The organism is Bilifractor sp. LCP21S3_F8, from assembly GCF_052117805.1.
GTDB lineage: Bacteria > Bacillota > Clostridia > Lachnospirales > Lachnospiraceae > Bilifractor.
This window is the reverse complement of the sequence record NZ_JBQKIK010000004.1, coordinates 1-22,007: the sequence shown is the minus strand read 5'-3', so window position 1 is coordinate 22,007 and position 22,007 is coordinate 1. Positions and strand designations below refer to the sequence as shown.

General features: G+C 49.5%; 20 protein-coding genes and 2 pseudogenes. 5 read left to right on the top strand and 17 right to left on the bottom strand.

Features of this window, described 5'->3' with window-relative positions; translation table 11 throughout:
• Nucleotides 1–11: 11 nt before the first annotated feature.
• Nucleotides 12–1,340 carry a Na+/H+ antiporter NhaC family protein gene (locus ACTQ3A_RS03070; protein WP_441100292.1) on the bottom strand — a complete coding sequence of 443 codons (1,329 nt, stop codon included), beginning with the start codon at nt 1,338–1,340 and terminating at the stop codon, nt 12–14.
• A gap of 492 nt (nt 1,341–1,832) precedes the next feature.
• Here ACTQ3A_RS03070 and ACTQ3A_RS03065 point away from each other — a divergent pair, with 492 nt between their 5' ends.
• Nucleotides 1,833–3,902 carry an LTA synthase family protein gene (locus ACTQ3A_RS03065; RefSeq protein WP_441100293.1) on the top strand — a complete coding sequence of 690 codons (2,070 nt, stop codon included), beginning with the start codon at nt 1,833–1,835 and terminating at the stop codon, nt 3,900–3,902.
• 194 nt (nt 3,903–4,096) lie between these two features.
• Here the strand turns inward: ACTQ3A_RS03065 and scpB are convergent, their stop codons facing one another.
• The 13 genes from scpB to ACTQ3A_RS03000 all read right to left on the bottom strand — a co-directional run bounded on the left by scpB (nt 4,097) and on the right by ACTQ3A_RS03000 (nt 16,267).
• Nucleotides 4,097–4,738: an SMC-Scp complex subunit ScpB gene (gene scpB, locus ACTQ3A_RS03060; protein WP_441494070.1), complete on the bottom strand. Its 642-nt coding sequence runs from the start codon at nt 4,736–4,738 to the stop codon at nt 4,097–4,099.
• Nucleotides 4,739–4,956: 218 nt separating this feature from the next.
• The gene (locus ACTQ3A_RS03055; protein ID WP_441494014.1) at nt 4,957–5,778 is read right to left on the bottom strand and encodes a segregation and condensation protein A; all 822 of its coding nucleotides are present in this window, start codon (nt 5,776–5,778) and stop codon (nt 4,957–4,959) included.
• A 32-nt stretch (nt 5,779–5,810) separates the two neighbouring features.
• On the bottom strand, nt 5,811–6,680 hold the full coding sequence (locus tag ACTQ3A_RS03050) for a metallophosphoesterase (protein ID WP_441494013.1): 870 nt from the start codon (nt 6,678–6,680) through the stop codon (nt 5,811–5,813).
• A gap of 60 nt (nt 6,681–6,740) precedes the next feature.
• Complete coding sequence (gene rpsU, locus ACTQ3A_RS03045; protein WP_004602251.1) at nt 6,741–6,917, bottom strand: 30S ribosomal protein S21; 177 nt, start codon at nt 6,915–6,917, stop codon at nt 6,741–6,743.
• Between the two features lie 234 nt (nt 6,918–7,151).
• A complete protein-coding gene (locus ACTQ3A_RS03040; protein WP_441494012.1) occupies nt 7,152–7,898 on the bottom strand; it encodes a LytR/AlgR family response regulator transcription factor in 747 nt (248 codons plus the stop codon).
• A gap of 314 nt (nt 7,899–8,212) precedes the next feature.
• Complete coding sequence (locus ACTQ3A_RS03035) at nt 8,213–8,557, bottom strand: hydrogenase maturation nickel metallochaperone HypA (protein ID WP_441475174.1); 345 nt, start codon at nt 8,555–8,557, stop codon at nt 8,213–8,215.
• Nucleotides 8,558–8,569: 12 nt separating this feature from the next.
• Nucleotides 8,570–11,362: an FAD-dependent oxidoreductase gene (locus ACTQ3A_RS03030; RefSeq protein ID WP_441494069.1), complete on the bottom strand. Its 2,793-nt coding sequence runs from the start codon at nt 11,360–11,362 to the stop codon at nt 8,570–8,572.
• Nucleotides 11,363–11,575: 213 nt separating this feature from the next.
• On the bottom strand, nt 11,576–12,280 hold the full coding sequence (gene hypB, locus ACTQ3A_RS03025; protein WP_441494011.1) for a hydrogenase nickel incorporation protein HypB: 705 nt from the start codon (nt 12,278–12,280) through the stop codon (nt 11,576–11,578).
• Nucleotides 12,277–12,966 carry a hydrogenase nickel incorporation protein HypB gene (gene hypB / locus ACTQ3A_RS03020; RefSeq protein ID WP_441494010.1) on the bottom strand — a complete coding sequence of 230 codons (690 nt, stop codon included), beginning with the start codon at nt 12,964–12,966 and terminating at the stop codon, nt 12,277–12,279. Before hypB (ACTQ3A_RS03020) ends, hypB (ACTQ3A_RS03025) begins: the two co-directional genes overlap by 4 nt.
• Before the next feature lie 380 nt (nt 12,967–13,346).
• The gene (locus ACTQ3A_RS03015; RefSeq protein WP_441100300.1) at nt 13,347–13,544 is read right to left on the bottom strand and encodes an OadG family transporter subunit; all 198 of its coding nucleotides are present in this window, start codon (nt 13,542–13,544) and stop codon (nt 13,347–13,349) included.
• A gap of 151 nt (nt 13,545–13,695) precedes the next feature.
• Nucleotides 13,696–14,829 (bottom strand): sodium ion-translocating decarboxylase subunit beta, encoded by a 1,134-nt coding sequence (locus ACTQ3A_RS03010; protein ID WP_441100417.1) that lies wholly within the window; start codon nt 14,827–14,829, stop codon nt 13,696–13,698.
• Between the two features lie 125 nt (nt 14,830–14,954).
• On the bottom strand, nt 14,955–15,983 hold the full coding sequence (locus ACTQ3A_RS03005; protein ID WP_441495237.1) for a tRNA dihydrouridine synthase: 1,029 nt from the start codon (nt 15,981–15,983) through the stop codon (nt 14,955–14,957).
• A gap of 140 nt (nt 15,984–16,123) precedes the next feature.
• Nucleotides 16,124–16,267, bottom strand: a complete 144-nt coding sequence (locus ACTQ3A_RS03000; protein WP_441494008.1) for a phosphopantothenoylcysteine decarboxylase domain-containing protein — start codon at nt 16,265–16,267, stop codon at nt 16,124–16,126.
• Nucleotides 16,268–16,490: 223 nt separating this feature from the next.
• Between ACTQ3A_RS03000 and tnpA the strand changes: the two genes are divergently transcribed.
• The gene (gene tnpA / locus ACTQ3A_RS02995) at nt 16,491–16,874 is read left to right on the top strand and encodes an IS66 family insertion sequence element accessory protein TnpA (protein WP_441494007.1); all 384 of its coding nucleotides are present in this window, start codon (nt 16,491–16,493) and stop codon (nt 16,872–16,874) included.
• Nucleotides 16,875–17,039: 165 nt separating this feature from the next.
• Here the strand turns inward: tnpA and ACTQ3A_RS02990 are convergent, their stop codons facing one another.
• The 3 genes and pseudogenes from ACTQ3A_RS02990 to ACTQ3A_RS02980 all read right to left on the bottom strand — a co-directional run.
• Nucleotides 17,040–17,891 carry a nucleotidyl transferase AbiEii/AbiGii toxin family protein gene (locus tag ACTQ3A_RS02990; RefSeq protein WP_441494006.1) on the bottom strand — a complete coding sequence of 284 codons (852 nt, stop codon included), beginning with the start codon at nt 17,889–17,891 and terminating at the stop codon, nt 17,040–17,042.
• Nucleotides 17,891–18,472, bottom strand: a complete 582-nt coding sequence (locus tag ACTQ3A_RS02985; RefSeq protein WP_441494005.1) for a type IV toxin-antitoxin system AbiEi family antitoxin domain-containing protein — start codon at nt 18,470–18,472, stop codon at nt 17,891–17,893. Before ACTQ3A_RS02985 ends, ACTQ3A_RS02990 begins: the two co-directional genes overlap by 1 nt.
• A gap of 307 nt (nt 18,473–18,779) precedes the next feature.
• Nucleotides 18,780–19,190, bottom strand: a pseudogene (locus tag ACTQ3A_RS02980) (lysine--tRNA ligase); the annotation flags it as partial.
• A 178-nt stretch (nt 19,191–19,368) separates the two neighbouring features.
• Here ACTQ3A_RS02980 and ACTQ3A_RS02975 point away from each other — a divergent pair.
• From ACTQ3A_RS02975 to ACTQ3A_RS02965, 3 genes and pseudogenes are all read left to right on the top strand, one after another.
• On the top strand, nt 19,369–19,962 hold the full coding sequence (locus ACTQ3A_RS02975; RefSeq protein WP_441495236.1) for an IS1634 family transposase: 594 nt from the start codon (nt 19,369–19,371) through the stop codon (nt 19,960–19,962).
• Nucleotides 19,963–20,104: 142 nt separating this feature from the next.
• Entirely contained in the window at nt 20,105–21,718 is a 1,614-nt protein-coding gene (locus ACTQ3A_RS02970) for a Mu transposase domain-containing protein (RefSeq protein WP_441101564.1), read from the top strand.
• Nucleotides 21,708–22,007, top strand: a pseudogene (locus ACTQ3A_RS02965) (ATP-binding protein); the annotation flags it as partial. The gene ACTQ3A_RS02970 and the pseudogene ACTQ3A_RS02965, both read left to right, overlap by 11 nt.

Genomic DNA, 22,007 nt, shown 5'->3' with positions numbered 1-22,007 from the left:
ACCGCGGCTGCTCAGCTCCTGTCGAAAACGATCGAGAGAACCACAAAGATCAGGAGCAGGAAGGGATAGAATAAATAAGGAATGATCGATACGGTGGAGACTCCGGAGAGGCTGGCTGCAATCAGAAGCTGCGCGCCGTAGGGGATAATGCCCTGAAAGATGCAGGAGCAGGTGTCCAGAAGGGACGCGGTCTTCTGCGGCCGTATCTGATATTCGGTGCTTACGGTTTTTGCGATAGGCGCGGCGACGACGATGGCAACGGTATTGTTTGCTGTCGCGATATCCATCAGGCCGGTAAGAAAGGCAATGCCGAACATGGCACCCCGCTTGCTGTGGGAAAATTTCCGGATCAGCTCCAGGATCGCCTCAAAGCCTCCGTACTCTTCCATCAGCGCGCTGATGGAGGCGACAAGAATGGTGACGATCATGGTTTCGAACATCGACGATGTGCCGGTACCCATGGAGGAAAACGCGGTGGCAAAACTGAGTTCTCCGAGCAGACCGCCCATGATCAGGAACAGGAGAATCCCGACTCCAAGGACAACGAAGACATTGGTTCCGAGAAGGGCCATGACAAGAACCGCAAAATATGGGAGCGCAAGGCCGAACTGGAAAGGATAATTTCCGAGTTCGGCTTTTCCGCCGTTCAGGGCAATGACGCAGAGAATTGCCAGCGTGAGTACGGCGGCCGGGAGGGCGATCCGGATATTCGCGCGGAATTTATCCTTCATCTCAACGCCCTGTGTCTTGGTGGCCGCAATCGTCGTGTCGGAAATGAAGGAGAGATTGTCTCCGAACATGGCACCGCCCACGACGGTACCGACACAGAGAGGCAGGTAAAACCCGGCTGTTTTTGCGACGGAAGCGGCGATCGGCACCAGTACGGTTATCGTGCCGACACTGGTACCCATTGACATGGAAATCAGGCAGGCAATGACGAAAAGACCGGGAATGGCAAATCGGCCCGGTATGATATTCAGAAGCAGGTTGGCGGTACTCTCCACTCCGCCCGCCTGGTTGGCAATTCCGCTGAAAGCGCCTGCCATCAGGAAAATAAAGAGCATGATCGTGATGTTGTCATCGCCGATTCCTCTGGCGCAGATATGGATCTTCTCATCAAAGGAAAGAGAAGGATTCTGGAGAAAGGCGACGATCAGCGCCAGACCAAAAGCCACGACGACAGACATGATATAGAAGCCCATTTCTCCCTTAACAGGGTGGATATATTCAAAATAAATACCAGATCCCAGGTACAGGACGAGAAATACCAGGATGGGGATGAGTGCCTTTGGGTTTGACTGCTTCTTCCTGTGATTTGCAGTGTTGTTTTGTTCAGACATTTTCTTTCTCCCGAAATAAGTTAATGGTGAATACGAATATTACAGATACAGGTTTACCGATACGGGTTTACAAATACGGATATATTAATAATATTTCATAAGGAGGCGATGTTCAAGAAAAACGGCTGTTGTTCCAGCCGTTTTTTCATGAATTTTTCCTGATATTCAGCATTCTTTGGCCAGTACTTTCAGGACTTCGTACATCGACAAATTCCGGTAAAACTGTTATGATGGTTCGTTGTCAAGTTAAAAGTGTTGAATCACTGGGTTAAATCATTGCGCCAGACATGTTAAATCTGCCATAATGCAGAAGGCCACGTGAAAAATCTGCCGAAATGCAGAAGCTTACGTGAGCAAGCTTCTGAAACGCAGAAGCTCACGTGAAAAATCTGCCGATATGCATAAGCTTACGTGAGCAAGCTGCTGAAACGCAGAAGCTGAGCAGAAAGAATTTGTCTATGCACATAACAGATGTCTGGAACGGAGGAAATTATGAGTATAAAGGAAGTCCTCGGAAAGGGGAAGCACTGGTTTCTGAAGGCAGTAAGGCCGGAACCAAAACCGCCGCGGCATCCGAAACTGGTGCAGTTTCTGAACCGCTATGCCCTTATTTTTCATTTTGCCGCATCGTTTTTCGGATATCTGCTTATTGAGGCGCTGTCGAGACATTCCTTCGGGGCGGCGGTAACATTTCTGGATGATCACACCAAGGTTTTCCTGTATAATACACTGCTGATCTTTCTAAGTTCACTGATCGTATTTCTGTTCCGGAGACGAACCTTCTGGAGAATACTGGTTCTGACCTTCTGGATGCTCCTTGGAATCAGCAACAGCATATTGCTGGCGAACCGTGTGACACCGCTGACCGGACCTGATCTGACGGCGCTGAGCGAAGGAGCTTCTGTAGTCACCAAGTATCTGTCCGGCTGGGAGATCGGTGTGATATACGCGCTTATCATTGCTCTTGTGGCTGGTCTTATTGTGCTGCTGTGCCGCTCTCCGCGCTATCAGGGAAAGACGCACAGGATTCCGGTGCTGATCGGGATTGTACTCTCCTGCTTCGGTTTCTGGGGACTGACCCGGGAGATGGTGAATGTGCGCCTGCTTTCCGCTTATTTTGAAAACATTGCCTATGCGTATGAGGATTACGGTTTTCCGTACTGTCTGACGGTTACGGTTCTGGATACCGGAATATCAAAGCCGGATAATTACTCCAAGGCGATGGTGGATCAGATCATTGCGGATGAGCATGATGAGGAGAAAACCACCTCGGATACGGAAAATCTTCCGAATATTATTATTGTGCAGTGCGAGACATTTTTTGACCCGACCCGTATGAAAAATCTCACGTTCTCCGAGGACCCGCTTCCGAACTGGCATAAGCTGGAAAAGGAATACACCTCCGGTCTGTATCAGGTGCCGGTCGTGGGTGCCGGCACGGTGAACACCGAATTTGAGACCCTGACCGGAATGAGCATGCGGTTCTTCGGAGCCGGTGAGTATCCTTATAAGGGCATCCTCAGGGAAGAAACCTGTGAGAGTGCGGCTACCGTGCTGAAAAATCTGGGATTCTCCGCGCATGCGGTCCATGACAATGAGGCGAACTTTTACAGCCGCCGCAAGGTGTACGCGGATTTCGGATTCGATACGTTTACTTCGGGCGAGTACATGGACACGCAGAATGACGTGAATGAGAACGGATGGATGCGCGATGAGAATCTGATCACTCCGATCAACGACGCGCTGGATTCCACATCCGGGAAGGATTTTGTCTTTACTGTTTCTGTTCAGCCTCATGGCTCCTATCCGAGTGAGCATATCATTGATAATCCGGAGATTACAGTGACGGGGACTGACACAGACGCGGAGAACGCCGCGTGGGAGTATTACGTGAATCAGCTACACGAGGAGGATCAGTTCATCGCGGACCTGATTCAGGATGTGGAGAACCGGGGTGAACCTGCAGTGATTCTGTTCTACGGGGATCATCTCCCAACGATGGGCCTTTCCGATGAGGATCTGAATTACGGTTCGATCTACCAGACCAATTACCTTCTGTGGGACAATATCGGCCTGAAGAGGGAAAGTAAAGATATCACAGCATATCAGGCGGCAGCGGATCTGTTTGACAAGCTTGATATTCATGACGGCGTGATGTTTCGGTATCAGCAGACGATGCAGAACAGCGAGAGCTATACCTTCGACATGCAGACGCTTCAGTACGATATACTGTACGGAAAACGATATGTGTACAACAAGACAAATCCGTTTAAAAAGTCCGATCTCCGGCTGGGCGTGAAGCCGATTGTTATAAATGGAATTACAAAGCTGGCGAACGGAACGTATTACATCAGCGGTGAAAATTTCACACAGTCATGTAAGGCGGTTATTGACGGAAAGCTGGACAACGATACGATCTATGTGAACAACCAGACGCTGATGGTAAATGATCAGGATCTGAATGAAGACAGCATGATAAAGGTAGCGGTTCAGTCAAATTCCAGCACACACAAGGTATTGAGCAGCACGTACGCATATAAATATAGTTGGTTCACTGGCTAAGGATTGCGGGAGTGCGAAGCAAGGAGCAATCCGCAGCTTATCCGGTATCATAACAGAACAGCTCTTCGAAAACCCAGACAGAATAAAGATAAGAAAAGAAAAAGGGGGTGCCGCACCAGATTCGTGCGACACCCCCTTTTTAACGAATGAAATCCGGCTGGGAGTTCTGATTTTTATGAATTTTTCAGAGCCATTCAGACGTCTACGCGCACATCGGCCTCCGCTTCTGCTTCCGCCTTGAAGTCCGCGATCTGTCCGGGACTGAGCTCCGGGAGCTGATCTGTCGATTCCACACCGAAGTAGCGGAGAAATTTTTCTGTGGTGCCCAGAAGAATCGGCCGGCCCGGAACATTAAGGCGTCCGAGCTCCTGAATCAGATCATATTCCAGAAGCTTGTTGACCGCGTGCTCGGAGCTGACGCCGCGGATCTGTTCGATCTGCGCCTTTGTGACCGGCTGTTTGTATGCGATGATGGAGAGGGTCTCCAGAATGACATCGGTAAGCTGGGGTTTCTTTGGATGTCTGGCGAGCGTGATCAGCTGGCCGTAATACTGTTTCTTTGTGGAAAGCTGCCAGGAGTTGTCGAGATCGAGAAGCTGAATGCCGGATTCCGGCCGGCTCAGTCTTTCCTGCAGGGAGCGCAGAGCCTTCTCGGTCTGCGAGGAGGTGCGGCCTACGGCAGAGGCGAGACGCGACAGCTCAACGGAATCTCCCATCGCAAAGAGAAGAGCCTCAAGGGCTCCCTCCAGAGTTGTGTCCTCCGTTTCGGTGAAGCGAAGGTTATCGTCCTGCCGGGAGTCGGAGTTTTCCGGACCGGATCCGGTATCTTTACGCATATTGGGAGCGGAATGTTGTGAGTCGGAGTTTTCCGGACCGGATCCGGTATCCTTACGCATATCGGGAGCGGACTGCCGGGAGGAATCCGCTGAGTGACCGGGTTCGGAACGGGGAGCTGTATCAGCTGTTGTTTCAGGTGTAGTATCCGGGTCTGTTTCTTTATTTTCGCTTGCTTTTTTTGTTTCTATTTCTTCTGCCATCTGCAATTACCATTTTCTCAGAACAGTTCATTAAAAGGTTTGTTGCCTGCGTCCTCCCGGTAGGCGTCTCCGGCGAGGGCGGTTTCGTGTTCATTCTCCAGGGATTCAATTTCAATATCGCCGAAGAGCTCATCCTGGGTGCAGTGAATCTTGCCGAGTTTCATGAGCTCAAGCACTGCCAGAAACGTAACGACAGCGTTCATTTTCGTCGGCTGTTTTTCCAGCAGTCTCCGGAAGGAGACTTTTCTCTTCTTGCGGGTCACGATCTGGACATAATCCAGCTTGTCGGGGAGAGAAACCTCATCTCTTTCAATATGGCCGAATTTACTCCGGATCGGGTCGATTTTGTCCTTCTGCCGTTTCAGGACGAATTCGAAGATTTCGTGAAGCCTTTCCAGTGTGACGCCGTCCAGAAGCTGCGCCGGATCTACCGGCGGCGAATAGCGTGCCACCTCCTTCGGAAGGTGCTGCCTTCGCGTGACGAGCTCTCCCGCATCTTCCGCATATTCGCGCAGATGCCTGGAAATCTCCTTGTATTCCTTGTATTCAAGAAGCTGCTGAACGAGGTTTTCGCGCGGATCAATCTCCTCGCCGGTTTCTTTATCGACCTCTCTGGGAAGGAGCATCCGGCATTTGATGTCGATCAGCGTTGCCGCCATCACCATGAATTCACTGGTGACATTCATGTCTTCGTGGTCCATCTGCCGGACATATTCCAGATACTGATCGGTAATTTCAGAAATGGGAATATCATAGATATCTATTTTGTTTTTGTCAATGAGATGCAGGAGAAGATCCAGAGGACCTTGAAATACCTGGAGATTTACAGATATTGCCACTTCGAAGAGATTTCCTTTCTGAATGAAAGCTGTCAGGACTGAGAATTCTCATTTACATGAATTACTACGGTCACGATCTCCCTCGGATTATTGATCCTGACGGGGATGGTGTGTTCTCCGCAGCCGGAACTTACTATAACACTTTTTCCGTTTTTTTGGAATAAGCCGTAGGCTTTTCCGGTAAGAAGACAGAGATCAGGGCTGATCAGCCCTCCGTGCTTTCCAAAACGTGCGACTCCCCCGTGGTAATGTCCGCAGAGAGTCAGATCAGCGCCCCATTCCAGATAGGCATCCATACCGGATGGGTTGTGTGCGAGAAGAATACTGATCCGGTCTGCAGGAGGCGTCCCGGGATTCTGATCTGTGCGGAAAGCCTCTGTAATCGCGGAACAGGGGAGCTTTTCGTGATGGATTCTGCCATAGTAGCGGCGATCCATGCTGAAGCCGCAGATGCAGACCGGGAGGCCGTGCACGGTGAACCCGCGCGATTCGTTCTGGAGCAGAATGAGGTGTCCGGATTGCTGCAGAGCGCGCTGGTAGCGGGTATACATGTCGCCGTACACCTCCGGGTAGATCCGTGTGCGATATTCGTGATTGCCCATGGCGAGATAGATATTTCCTGCAGGATCTCCGTTCTCATGAACAGAGGCCCATTTCCCGGCAAGACAGGTGAGAAAATCAGCCGCGGGAGCGACAGGGTATCCGGGCTTCCCGATAATGCTGTCTCCGCCGCACAGAATGAGATCCGGGCGGTTTTTCTGCAGAATGGTTTCGATGCGGGAGATTTCCTCAGGACTGCAGCAATTGTGCATGTCAGTGAAAAAGCAGACGGTAAGCGTGCCTGAGGGAAGTCCGGGTTTTTTGAGATTGAGGTTGTAGCGGGTATCTTTGTATCTTTTCATGAATATGAATAAAACGAAGAAAGCTCTGGCATTTACATGTCAGAGCTTTTCATGTGCAAATTAATTATATTTACGTTTTCTTGCTGCTTCGGATTTCTTCTTGCGACGAACACTCGGCTTCTCGTAGTGCTCTCTCTTACGGATCTCCTGCTGGATTCCAGCCTTAGCGCAGCTTCTCTTGAAACGACGTAACGCGCTATCCAGTGTTTCGTTCTCTTTTACGATAACGTTTGCCATATGCCCAAACCTAACCTCCCTCCAGTTGTAAGATTGTGCTAAATACAACTGTTTGGGTATTTTTGCACTCACTTTATTATAGCAAATTTTTTATTTTCGTCAAGGGAAAATTTAATTTTGATGGGTTGACGGATGGGGTGTTTTTTTATTGCATATTTAACTATGCCCGGATCGGATCATTCAGCTTCATAGGACATGCCGCTTCATCCCATTCTTCCAGGGAACGGCATCCGTCTACTCGTCCGCCCCCTGTCCTTCCTGTTTCCATCCTTCAGCAATGGAAAAAAGATAATGTTCATATGCTCTTTTTGCGGCAAAAAAACCCTGTCGGTGAATATGAACCTGTTCGCCGCCCTGCATGACAAAGGTCAGCAGCTCGCGGTCTATACCGCAAATCTTCGAGAGGTTGACCAGAAAGCTCTTATGGCAGCGGAAAAAATACTTCTCCGGGAATTTGTTTATCTCGTCATCCAGTTTTCCGCGGAAGATCAGTTCTTTTCCGTCATCCATGTGCAGACAGATGCTTTTCCCTCTCTGTTCTGCAAAGAGAATGCAGTCAAAAGGCACTCGTATCCTCTCACGTACCGATTCACATTCGAAATGAGGCTCAGATTCCTTCTTGTGAATAACATCCTGGATCAGTTCCCGGATATCCTCCGGTTTTACAGGTTTCTCCAGATAACGGGCGGCACGAAGACGATAGGATTCCAGCGCAAAATCCTGACTGGTTGTGGCAATGGCTGCCACTACGCGTGTATCTTTTCTGCGGATCTGTTCCAGCGCGTCAATTCCGGTCATCCGTTCCATATAGATGTCAAGTATCAGAAGATCGAATTTCCCGGGAAAAAAATGATCCAGCAGATCTTCAGCGCTTTCAAACGCCTCTGCGGTTATTTTTTCTGCGGAATCCGTCACCATATTCAGAAGCCGGACGCGTGATTCCTTATTATCTTCACATATGCCTATCCGAAGCTGCTCCATTTGTCAACCGTTCCTTTTCGGGACTTTTATCTCGTTCACGCAGGCAGGCAAGTCTGCCTGCTGTGTATTATATTACATTTTGCTAAGTCCGACCAGTACAGCATCTATAATAAACGCGGCAGCAATAATACTGATAATTCCTGCGATCACTGTGAGGATAGACCCTTTTTTATTTACGCGAACAGTGAGCCGCAGCCGAATGCGAAGTATTCGTGTGCGGCGAGCGTCGCGATAGCGAGATAAAACTCGCGCAGCGAGTTTTATCTCGTTTTCAGATTTCCGGTTTCTTCTTGTGTGAACCGAATTTAATTGATTTACTCGGCCTCGATTTCCTTAATGATACATTCATTTCCCCTGAGGAGCCATGTCTCTCCGCTCTGACAGTAGGGGCATTCCCGGCCGTACTCTACGGTCGGGTAGGTTCTTCTGCAGTGATTGCACCAGGTCACTGCAGGGATCGTCTCAAGCTTCAGTTCTGCCGACTTTAATACGGGATGGCGCACCTTGAAGTAGTCCCAGCAGTCGGTGAAATAGTCCGTCATGATGCCGGAAACCTCTCCGACCTGCAGTGTGACAGAACCGATTTTCGTAATGTTTTGTTCCTTTGCGAGATCATCCAGTGTCTTCGCGAGATGAGTTACGATTCCCATTTCATGCATAGCCGTTCTCCGTCACCTGCGCGCTGCCTTTTTTTCGCGGGCTTCCTTTCGGATGATCTTAATCTCCCGCTTCATTGCATAAGGCGCGATCGCCTTCATCTTATCTTCAGAACGGAAGAAGCTGCTGCAGTCCGGAAGGTCCCGCTCCAGATGGATCGCATCGAATTCACAGCGGGTGGTGCACAGGCCGCATCCGATGCAGCGGTTGATATCGACTGTTGTTGCGCCGCATCCGAGACAGCGGTCCGCCTCCTGATGTACCTGCTCTTCGGTCAGCGGAAGTCTTGTATCGTCGAAACGGTCCTCGACCTTACGGGATCCGGGGACGCAGCGTTTGGCATGATCATAGCCGAGAGGAACGGTGATATCCTCTTTGTCGAGCTCGATGAATTCCCGGAGATCACGGGCAATCGTGAGAGACTGACCTTCATGTACGAAGCGGTGCATAGATTCCGCTCCCTTCTTGCCGTCGGCAATGGCGTCAATGGCGAAACGGGCGCCGTGGTTGATATCGCCTCCGGCGAAAATGTCCGGTTCTCCGGTCTGGAAGGTAACCGGGTCGCAGATAATGGTGCCGCCTCGCCGTGTCTGTGCTTTTGTACCTTTCAGAAGATCGCCCCAGACAGCAGACTGGCCGATTGCCTCCAGTACGTTCTTGCAGGGAACGGTGATTGTCGTTTCTTCGTCATACTGGGGATCAAAGCGTCCGTCGGGGTTCTTGACCCGGGTGCATTTCCTGAACACAACGCCGGTTACCTTTCCATCTTCTGTCAGGATCTCTTTCGGACCCCATCCGTTCTTCACTTCAATGCCCTCGGCCTTTGCGTCTTCAACCTCATCGGCAGCGGCAGGCATTTCATCTGCGCCTTCCAGACAGATCATGGTGATGTGTCCGTCTGTCGTACGCTGTGCTGTCCTTGCTACATCGACGGCTACGTTGCCGCCGCCTACCACCACGACATCTCCGGTCAGTTTTACGCTGTGATCGCGATTCACGCGATTCAGGAAGCCTATACCGGACTCTACACCCGCGGCATCCTCTCCGGGCACACCGGCGCTTCTGCCGCCTGAGAGACCAATGGATACGTAGAAGGCGCGATATCCCTGCGCTCTGAGATCGGCTATGCTGACATCCCTTCCGATCTCTACACCGCAGCGGAACTCAATTCCCATTTCGCGGAGCATATCGATCTCTGCATCGACAAGATCCTTTGAGAGACGGAAGGACGGCATGCCGTACGTGAGCATTCCACCGGGCTTTTTTTCTTTTTCAAAAATTGTGACCGGATATCCTTTGGTCCGGAGGTAATAAGCACAGGACATGCCGGCAGGACCGGAGCCGATCACTGCCATTTTATAATTATCGTCCCAGAAGCCGCCCTCGTCACGCTCGCATACGGGAAGGATAGATTTGCGGAAAGCGGGATCGATCTCCTGCTGCGCGACGAATTTCTTGATCTCGTCGATCGCGACAGGACTGTCCACCGTACCTCTCGTGCAGGCATCCTCACAGCGGCGGTTACAGATGGCTCCGCAGACAGCCGGGAACGGATTATCCTGACGGATCAGCTTCAGCGCGTCCTCGTACCTGCCTTCTTTTGCCATTTTCACATAGCCCTGCACCGCGATATGCGCCGGACAAGCTGTCTTACAGGGGGAAGTTCCGGTGTCATAACAATTAATCTTCGCGTCCTCCCGGTAATGAATGTTCCAGTTGTCAGCGGTCCAGCGGGTTTCATCCGGCAGCAGCGTCAGCGGGTATTTCACCTCACTTCCGTCCTTTTTGCAGAGCTTCTGACCAAGTTTGGCTGCGCCGACCGGACATACCTCCACACACTTTCCGCAGGCTACGCAGTTTTCTTTTTTTACATGCGCACGATATGCGGAACGGGACATATTGGGGGTATTGTAGAGCTGAGAGGTGCGGATCGCATTGCAGACACCGGGCGCACAGTTGCAGAGTCCGACGATTTTATCTTCGCCGTCAATATTTGTTGTCTGATGGACAAAGCCATGCCGCTCTGCCCTCTCGCAGGCCTCCAGCGCCTCCTCCTTCGTAATATAATGGCCGCGGCCGGTATTCACGCACCACTCAGCGAGATCGCCAAGGCCGATGCAGCACTCCTGCTCGATGGAACCGTCGCCCTCTCCGCGGATCCGCTGCTGCCGGCGGCAGGTGCAGACACCGATGGAAAGCTTGCCCTCATATTTATCCAGCCAATGCGAGATGTGCTCAAGCGGTACGGATGTGGAAACGGATTCGATCGCTTTTTCTACGGGGATGACATGCATGCCGATGCCCGCGCCGCCCATGGGAACCATGGGCGTAATGCCCTCCAGGGGCATCTGGGTCATCAGGTTAAAAAATGTCGCGATATTCGGGTGCTCTGCCATCAGCTTATCGTTCATGACCATGAACTCGGCGATGCCCGGAACAAAAATCGGCACATCGTACCACAGCTCTTTTGCCGGGTTCTCACGATTCGTCTCAATGCAGCCGACCCACATCAGGTGTTCCAGCATTTGATTGATCTGCGTCTCTGTAAACGCAGGGTTCATTTTCACGAGCTGCGCGTGGCTGTAGTTTGTCCTGGGTTTCTTGAAACTGAGCATGAACTTTACTTCATCCTTGTTCATGACCTCATCGAGGCACCAGACCTCCGGGTCGTCCGGACGAATGGTATGGGTGTATTTTGCCACATAACGGTCCGTAATCATACCAGCCAGACGAATCAGCAGCTTCAGCTTTTCTCTGTCCGGATAGACAAAATTTTCCGGAAGCCGGTAATCACGTTCGTTCGTCATTCGGTTCTTCTGTTCGTTCATATAAAATCCTCTCCTTTTCTTCTCTTGTGCGCGGCATTCCCCCGAAAGCCGGCACTGTTTCTGATCCGGCGGCTGTGTAAATCAGACGCTTAGATATAAGTCAGACACGGAATATCTGGCCATGAGGACTTCAGACACAGGATATCTGGTCATCAGGTTTTCAGATACAGGATATCTCCGGTCATAAGTGCTTCAGACGCCGGATTTCCAGCTATCTACGGCGTTTCGAAGCCATTCCTCCCATGCAGCCATCCCCTCTCCGGTTTTCGCGGATACGGGAAAGATCTGTATTGCGGGATGAAGAGCTTTTGCCCGCTGTACGCAGGCGTCCATGTCAAAATCAAAATATGGCAGCGCGTCAATCTTGGAGATGACGAGCGCATCGCTGGTTCGGAACATCAGCGGATACTTCAGTGGTTTGTCGTCGCCCTCCGGGACGCTGAGTATCATGACACTTTTTCCTGCTCCGGTATCGAATTCGGCCGGGCAGATCAGGTTTCCGACATTTTCCAGGAAAGCCAGATCGATGCCCTCATATCCCAGTTCATCAAGTCCCCTTGCCGTCATTCCTGCGTCCATGTGACACATGCCGTCGGTGTGGACCTGAATTGTCTTCGCTCCCAGACGGTCTATCCGCCTGGCATCCACATCGGAATCGATATCGGCCTCCAGCACGGCGATCTTCAGCTTGTCATCCGCTCTTCGGTTTCCAGCATCGCCACTGCACTCGCCCTGGAGATCGCGGATCGTTCGCGCCAGCAGTGTCGTCTTGCCGGAACCCGGACTGCTCATCAAATTGATCAGCAGCGTCCCTCTTCTCTTCATCTCTTCACGAAGTGCTTCTGCATCACGGTCATTTGACGCGGTTACGCTCTCGTGCAGTTCGATTACCTTCATCGCGCATTCACCTCCCGCTTCAGCCAGCTGATCCAGGCACCAAAGCCCTCTCCCGTCTTTGCTGAAAGAGGAAGAACCGGCATCTCCGCTGAGCGCCGGTCTGCTTTTTTCCGCTGTGCGGAGACATTTTCGCGGAGCCTGTCAAAATCAAAATCGAAGATCGTTGCCGTATCCGACTTGCTGACCACAAGTAAGTCGCTTACCTGGAACATCAGCGGATACTTCAGCGGTTTGTCATCGCCTTCCGGCACGCTGAGAATCATCACCCGCTTATCCGCACCCACATCGAACTCTGCCGGGCAGACAAGATTACCGACATTTTCGAGAAATACAAGATCCAGGCCGTCCACGCCCATCTCATCAAGGCCTTTTTGTGTCATCAAGGCATCCATGTGACAGGAGCCTCCGGTATGAACCTGAATGACCTTTGCGCCGGCTTCTGCCACCGTCCTTGCATCTACGTCGCTGTCCACATCCGCTTCCATCACACCGATGCGGTATGTGTCTTTCAGCTCCCGGATCGTGCGCGCAAGAAGTGTTGTCTTGCCGGCTCCCGGTGAGGCCATGAGATTGATCAGAAAGACTCCCTTCTCTCTCATTCTGGATCGTACAGCATCGGCGATGCTGTCATTGTCCTCCAGAATGCGGCTCTTGACTTCAATCACTTTGAATTCGTCATTATTCATGTACAATATGCCCCTTTAAATGATCGATCTTAAAATTATAACATAAATATCAGCTTTATAGAAACATATTTTGTGCATTATTTACTGATTTACGGGCTTCCCGTGAGGCGTGTTATTCCTGCCGGATCAATGGATGTGTACCGAAAGCACAGGTGAGAGATTCCGTTGTTTGCAGGAAGTTGTTCAAAGGAATAAGAAAAAAACGCAGACAGTACCGCCGCGCGTATTACGCGCGAAGCGGTTCTGTCTGCGTTCCAACGGTGTGCGCCATTTGTGTGAGTGTGTTTCACCGGTCTGTGCCGTTGTGTAAGTGCGTTTCACCGGTCTGTGCCGTTGTGTAAGTGCGTTTCACCGGTCTGTACTGTTTGTGTGGCTATGATTCACTGGTCTGTGTCATTCGTCTGACTGCAGGCAGCTTTCTGTTCCGCGGTGGGAACCTCTGTGCTGTCAGCGCCGTTTTTCCTGGCGGGAAAGATCTTTGTGAGAAGCATCATGATGACAATCAGCACAATGGTGACAATAAAGATTCCGAGCATCCCGAGGCCCATAACCTTCAGTGATCCAAGAAATGTATTCATTTTCGATCTCCTTTCAGAGTCCTCTTCAGAGAGGTATCTGTTTTTTCAATGTTTCCGCTGAGTTCTTCAGGAATTTCATCAGCCTGTTCAAAGAGAGGGCATTTATAAGTGAAACTCTATAAGAAAAACGTTAAGAAAAACGTTCGCGCGGTCATGCCAGCGGTACAAGGCTCAGGATCAGACCGCCTGCGATAACGGATGCGATCTGGCCGGAGACATTGACGCCTGTGGCCTGCATGATCAGAACATTGGAAGGATCCTCTTTGATGCCCATCTGGGTGATGACTCTGGCAGACATCGGAAAGGCGGATATGCCGCAGGCTCCGATCATCGGGTTGACCTTTTTGTTCTTTGGCAGAAACAGGTTCAGGAGTTTCGCAAAGAGTACGCCTCCGACAGTGTCAAAAATAAACGCGATGAGTCCGAGAAGGAGGATCAGCAGAGTCCTGATATTGAGGAAGTCTTCGGAACGCATCTGTGATGCCACTGTGATTCCAAGCATCAGAGTGATGATGTTGGCGAGGGAGTGCTGGGCCGTATCGGAAAGCGAATCCAGAACTCCGCATTCGCGGACGAGATTTCCGAACATCAGAAAGCCCACCAGGGCGACAGACCGCGGTGCTACAATTCCCGCGATGATGGTGATGCAGACCGGGAACAGAATTTTCACCGGTTTTGACACACTCTGCGGATTGTAGGACATGTGCATGGCGCGTTCCTTTTTTGTCGTCACCGCCCGGATGACCGGCGGCTGAATGATCGGCACAAGAGCCATATAGGAGTAGGCAGCAACGATAATCGCTCCGAGGTATCTGGAGTGAAAATAGTTGGCGACAAAGATGGAGGTCGGTCCGTCTGCCGCTCCTATGATGCCGACGGAAGCGGCATCCTGCAGGCTGAAGCCAAAGAGGGCCGCCAGACTCAGCGTGAAAAAAATGCCGAACTGGGCTGCTGCACCGAACAGCATCATCAGCGGATTGGACAGAAGCGGCGTAAAGTCGATCATGGCTCCAATGCCGATAAAGAGCAGGAGCAGAAAGATCTCGTTGGAAATTCCTGCATTGAAGAGAGTATCGAGTGGCCCCTGTGTCAGTACCCCATTGATTGTCTGCGTGACTGCTCCCGACATCGGGAGATTCACCAGAACTGCGCCAAACCCCATTGGTACCAGTAAAGAAGGCTCCATTTTTTTTACAATGCCCAGATAGATCAGTATACCTCCAATGATCCACATGACAGCCATCTGCCATGTGATGTTCCCCGCATTGGAAAACAGCTCCATAATTCCCTGCATAATTTTGAGTCCTTTCTACAATTTTTCATGCTGCGTGCATCGATCTGCATTTGTACTTCTGACTTAAGCTGACAAATTAAGCTGCTTTTATCGGAAATGAGGTCTGCCGCGCAGAGTCATCCACGGAAGACTCTGTCAGCAGCCGCCCGATACTCTGAAAGTCTTTTTGTCTTATAAAGCTTATGAATCAGACGGTCAGAATCCGGGAAATTCTCTTTCATGAATGGCCACAGCTCCAGCATATGCCGAATGGACACGTATTCATCACCCTGAAATGCATCCATGAAGGATTCCAGCATGGAATCGTGGAAAAGCTTCAGCTCCTCGGCAGTCAGAGAATCTCCTCCGCGGATTTCGCGCACCAGCGCCGGATTTCCGACGAGTCCGCGACCGATCATTATTGCATGTACTTCTGGAAATTTCTCTGCAATCTGCTCATAGTCGCGTACTGTCCGGATATCTCCGTTGTAACAGACCGGATTTTTTGATCTGCGAAGGCATTCTTCGAAGTAATCCAGATGTACCCGTCCCTGGTAGCCCTCGTCTCTCACTCGCGGGTGAATGGTCAGCTCTGAAATGGGGTAACGATTGTATATCTCCAGAAGAGAAAATACCTCTTCCGGATCGCTGACCCCTAGTCTGGTTTTGATTGAAATCTGCATTTTCCTGTCCGGATCTAAAGATCTGCCGGAAGAATTCTGTTCCGGCTCTTTGAAGTTTGAGGATCTGCCGGAAGAATTCTGTTTCGGCTCTTTGAAGTTCGAAGATCTGCCGTCAGAATGTTGTTCCGTTTCTTCGAATACACCGTCGAGAAGCCTTATCAGAAGTTCCGGTTCGTCGAGGAGGCCGGATCCCTTCTTCTTGGCGGTCACAGTCTTTGAAGGACACCCCAGGTTGATATTAATCTCGGAATACCCGAGTTTTCCCGCGTATTGAATTCCTTTGCGGAAAGCCTCCGGATCGTTCCCGAGAAACTGGGGGACCAGAAAAATGTCCGGATTTTCTGCCGGATCCAGTTCCTTTTTGTCCCTACCCTTCAGCTTCAGATCTCTGGTCACGGAAAGAAAGGGCGTATAATATTTATCTATCCCAGGGAAAAACCGGCGATGTACCTGTCTGTAAACCCTTCCGGTAATTCCTTCCATCGGTGCGAAGTATAGTTTCATTCTGCTTTCCCGTTGTGTCATGTGGTTTGTCTGTCGTTGTAAAACTCGTGAATTATTTTATGCAGCGCAGCGATCCGAAAAATCAGTACTGCAAAAGGAACGCCTCGCATCACGTGTATTTATTGCCTGCCCTGGCCGGCCGCAACTCCGGCAATAGCATATCCCATGCTGCCGCTGGGATGATTGGTGAGAAAACGAACGGGATCCAAAGCCTCTCGGGTGGGACCGGCTAAGACCGGCTGAGACCAGGATCCGCTTGCCAACCAGATCCTTTTCAAATCCTATCACATGATCAAGGACTTCGTAAAGTCTTTGCGGCGAAACCATCTTGCCCTTGCCTGTTGCTCCGTAGGCAGGATACCCGGACTCAGAGGTGGCAAGTAAACGGTAAACCGCCAGTACCTGTTGTACCTAGCTAGCCTTTGCGATAATGGAGTCGAATAAATCTAAGGTTTTTTCGACTTCTCCAAAGGAGGCTTGGTATTGATGGACAAGATCACATCCGACGTTCGCCGTCAACAATGGCTTGATATCATTCAGACCTGTAATGCCAGTGGTATTACAAAAAAGGCCTGGTGTGAACAGAATGGTATCAACATTAAAAGCTTCTATTACTGGCAGCGACAGTTGAGACATGAAACTTATGATGTACAATCTGCCGCGCTGTCTCCGGAACCCGAGGTTACTTTTGCAGAGATTGCCGTTCCATCATCTCCCCAAAACATTGTCGATCAGACGATGACGGATTCGGCAACAAGTTTTTGTCCGGATGCTGTCATTCGAACCGGTACCTTGACAATCGAAGTATCGAATCATGCATCCAGAGAGGTACTCTCACTTATCCGATCGGTGATGAAATATGCTACGTGATCTTTCCAATCTGCAAAAAATCTATATTGCCACCGAACAGGTTATCCGTCCATTTCCCTTGGCATAAAAAAAGACCGACGCCATTCTTGTTGAAAAGCAATCGGTCTAAAGTAATTGGCATCTGTTCAGTTACATGCACAAACTCTGTTTTGTCATCAAAGGTACTTACTCATCGTTACTTGCAAGTTTCTTCAACAGCCATTTTACACTCTTTACTGTCTCCTCAAACGACACGTCTGCCGCATAGGAATATTTTTTCTGATAGGATTCCCATAGTTTCTTGAGAGCAGCGCTGCTTTCAATATTTGAAAGAATTCCATCTGCATCCGCATACAGCAATTCTGTCCCTCTTTTCCGACAGGTGGCTGTAAATGCTGCTATTAAGGTCTCACGATCAATTCTGTTTCTATAAAGCTGGAGCAACACCCTGACATCATAAAAATCTCTCATCCTGGTGTTTAAAACGCCTCGAGCCAGGATAGTCTGAAACTTCTCCGCAAGTATCGTCTCCAGATTGTAACTCCAAAGAGAAATGCTACGATTCTCCAGCATCAGATGATAGCTGAATTCCATCGCGCGCGGGGTTATCACATCTCCCGTAGAGATGTCGATTTTGAGCGGGATGATCATTTTCTCCATTAGTGAATCCATCAGGACCCTGATCCCGGGATATTCCATTTCATCCATGATGTTTTCAACAGCTTTGATTGAAAATGTCATCTCATCGCCAAGATCAATATCCATGATTTCAGATATGATCTTTCTGGTATCCTCTGCAGACAGGTTTTCGTTCCTGATTGATGTGTCAATATCCATCGTGGAGCGCTGAGAAATACCAACCATCGCTGTCACAAGAATTCCGCCCTTGATGACGAAATTGTCATGATACTTCGAAACGGAAAGCCTTTCCAAAAAGCGTTCCATTGCATAAATCCGCAAAAGGTTTCTGGCATCAGCGTTATTTTTGGATGCCAGACTTTTGATTCTGCCTTTTAATTGTGCTGACGTAAGCGGCATTACAGCAGTACCTCCATATATTGCCTGATCATTTTGTCCACATGGAATGATTGTGCATAAGACATCAGCTTGTTTAGATCCTTATCCTTCCTTTGAGCATACGTCTTTAATGCCGTATTGAACTCCTGAATTTCAATATTTCTGCGGCTTCGTACGATGTCACAAATTGTCCGTTCCGCATCATAAACCGGGACTTCATTTTCATAAGTATCCTTTACAATGACTTTCCCTACATCCAGAAGATCTTTTTTCACCGTATAAACTTTGCATCCGCTATCAACCAGTCGCTTTGTGTTATACCCCGTATAAATGGTCAGTGTATGCTGTGTTGGTTCGCGATCTGTAAGGTTGTGATAATACAGTGCTTCCTCATGAGAAAAAACTGCCGCTGGGCAGCGCTTGTGAAGAACAAAAAGTTCATCGGGCCACGCATCTTCCCTGATATAGATTCCATGACCAATTCGCTCCAGATTATTCTCTTTTACATATTGATAAAAAGCATCTTTTTCAAAGCCGTTCTTTGCCGCATCTGATGCCGTAATGATCCCCGTTTCAGTAAAAAGGTCTTCAATCGCGTGCACAAGTATCACTTCCTTTGTTCTAATATTGATTATTATATTAGCACGTTAGTTGTGATTATTCAATTACTCATGACTTTTCCTGCTGTCTGCACGCAAAAAGGCACCCCTCTCAGATTGATTCTGAAAAGGAGTGCCTTGAAGGTTTTTGAAACTGGGATGTGCGTCAGACTTTATGCTGTCATTTGTTACGATGTACCGTCATTTGACTTTTTGTTGCACAAATGCTGTAAATCCGGTGTCACTGCAAAAAATCAGTTTGGATTTGTTGCAAAAATCCGCAGGTTTTCCTCCCGTGATTTTCACAGGATCAATACAGCTTCGCGCCTGCCGGGATATGGTTGTCAACCATCAGAAGATGAAGTTCTTCGTCTTCGCTGTCCTTTTTGTTGTTCACAGCGGAGAGAAGCATTCCGCAGGAGTCGATGCCCATCATCTTCCTCGGCGGGAGATTGGTGATGGCGATCAGGGTCTTTCCGACCAGCTCTTCCGACTCATAATAAGCATGAATTCCAGAAAGGATGATGCGGTCAGTGCCGGTTCCATCGTCCAGGACGAACTTCAGAAGCTTCTTGGACTTCGGAACAGCTGAGCATTCCTTTACCTTTACCGCCCGGAAATCGAACTTGCTGAAGGTGTCGAAATCGACCTGTTCCTCAAAGAGCGGCTCAATCTTCACGTTTGAGAAATCGATGCTGTCGTTCGGTGTGAAGAATCCGCTCCTGTCTTCAGAAGCGGCCTTCTCTCCGGCTACTTCTCCATCGGCATCTTCTCCGCTCTCTGCCTTCGCAGATGATGAAGAAGCTCCGTTTTCAGCCGAAGCCGCTGAGGTTCCGCTGCGGAGTGACGGGAGTGGTGATGCCGACCGAAGCAGCGCACTGAAAGCCGGCACATATATAGTGATCAATCAGGTGGTGAAGGGCCTTGGGTTGGGTGAGAAACTAGAGGCTGCTTTTGGCGCCAGAAACAGCGGGCTGATTCTTGACCTGGCTGCCTATTCCGTCATTACAGAAAATAATGCGGCACAGTACTATCCAGATTATGTGTATAACCATCCACTCTTCACACCAAATATGAGGATCTACAGTGATTCAACGATTTCTGATTTCCTGCGGAATCTCAGTGAAGATCAGCGACAGAACTTTCTGAATCTTTGGAATGAGGAACGGAATAAACGTGAACGGGTCTATATCTCCTACGATTCTACAAACAAGAATTGTGAAGCCGGTGACATCAGTATGATTGAGTATGGCGCAGCGAAGGTCGATGCCGACCTGCCGATCTTTAATTATTCCATTGGTTACGATGTGAACAACCGTGAGCCACTGATGTACGAGAAGTATCCGGGAAGCATCAATGACGTTTCGCAGCTGCAGTACATGATCGCGAAGACAAAAGGGTACGGGTACAACAACATTGGTTTTATTCTGGATCGGGGCTATTTCAGCAAAGAAAATCTGAAGTTTATGGATGAATGCAGATTGTCGAGCTAAACGGACATCTGTGCCATATTCGGCGGACAGTCTGAGACATAATTAGCGGACAAGTAAGGACACATTAACCGGACAATAGATCTTCAGATATAATAAGCGCATCTCCTTAAAATGGAGAAATATTATATCTGGAGGTCCTACTATGGATTACAAAAAAGTACTAAGGCTTCACTTTGTGAACCATCTCAGCTGCCGTGAAATCGCCGAAAGCTGCGGCGACTGCAGCAAAACAACTGTCAACGAGTTCCTGAAGCGTTTCAGAGAGAATCCGGAACTTTCATACCCTTTACCGGCAGATGTCCCGAATGAATACATCGGAAACATGCTTTATAAAAAGCCTGGTGTATCGGCGGATCAGCTCCTCTACCGGGATTTTAACAAGGAAGCCGTCTACAAGGCTCTGGCCCGCAAAGGAGAGACCCTGAAGCATCTGTGGCAGAAATACAATGCCATAGGTGTCGTAGATGGAAAGAAGCCAATGAGCTATCGCCAGTACTGCAGGCGTTACAGCGAATGGGCTGATTCCAAACAGCTGACCTTTCACATCCAGCGTTATCCCGGTGTCAATCTCGAGTTGGACTATGCAGGGAAGCAGCTCTATCTGCATAACCGCCGGAACCCGGATGAGACCACAAAGGTCACGATCTTTATCGCTGCTCTCACCTACAGTGATTACTTTTACGCTGAAGGAATGACCGAATGCGATATCCGGAACTGGATCCGGGTCAATAATAATGCTCTGACCTATTTTGGCGGCGTGACGCCGACGATCACCCCGGATAATTGCAAAGTGGCAGTTGCCCGGAACAAGGACTGGATCAGCCCTGTCCTGAATAAAGATTTCCAGGCATGGGCAGAACATAACAATACGGTTTTAACCCCTGCCAAAGTGAAATCCCCCCGCTGGAAACCAGTTGTGGAAGGCCACGTAAAGATCATTACCATGCACATCCTCATGGATATGGAAGATATGGTTTTTTATTCGCTGGATGATTTAAACCGTGTCCTGATGGAAAAGGTGGATGCTGAGAACCGGAAGTCCTTTGAAGGACTCACCTATTCCCGGTACGATCTCTTTACAACAGAAGAGAAGGAGACTCTCCTGCCTCTTCCGCCCAGCCGTTTTGAATATCTTGAACGAAAGACTGTTAAAGTAGCACAAGATTTCTCCTTCACCTTCGACAAGGTCCATTATAGCATGCCCCGGAAATATCTGCGACAGGAACTCGAGATCCGGGCAGGGGAAAAAGAAATCTATGTCTATAACAAACACGGTGACTTCATCCGGACGCATAAGCGGAGCTACACACCGAAAGACTGGGTGATTATCCCCTCGGATATGCCTGCCGAATACAAAGACTATGGCTATTGGACGGTGCCTTATTTTCAACAGAAAGCATCTGCTATCGGACCCAGCACCCGTGCTTTGATCGATGCAGTCATTCAGAAATACGCTTATCCTGTGCAGTCATTCCGAAGCTGCTTTGGTATTCTGCGGTATGCGGAAAAGTACTCGCCGGAAGCCCTGGAACGTTGCTGTAAAGACGCCGTTTTAGCTGGGAGATGCAACTATTCCTATATCTGTAACACAATCTCAACTTACCATAAAGAGCCGTTGCAAAGTACAATGCCACAGAGTAGCCCCAACGAAGATGCTGCAACAGCCGTATCCGGCGCCTACAAAGATGATGACAGCAAGTATTCCCTTAAGAACCTGCTGAAGCGTCAGGAAACGGAGGCTGGCAATGAAGAATAAGACTACTGATATCTATGAGATGTTGGACACACTATCCCTGCCGGTAGCCGCCCAGCGTTTCGCAGAACTGTCTAAAAGCCCTGAATTCGGCAGCTATACCACTTTGCAGTTCATCCGTGAGGTTCTGGAACCTCAGTACATAGAAACACTCAACAACAGGTTTGAAACAAATCTGCGGCTCAGCAGCCTGATCAATAAAGGTGCTTTGGCCGAGAATCTGAAAACCGGCAACGGACGCATCTACAATGATGCCACCGTTGAACAGATCCTGAAATTTCATTTCGCTGAG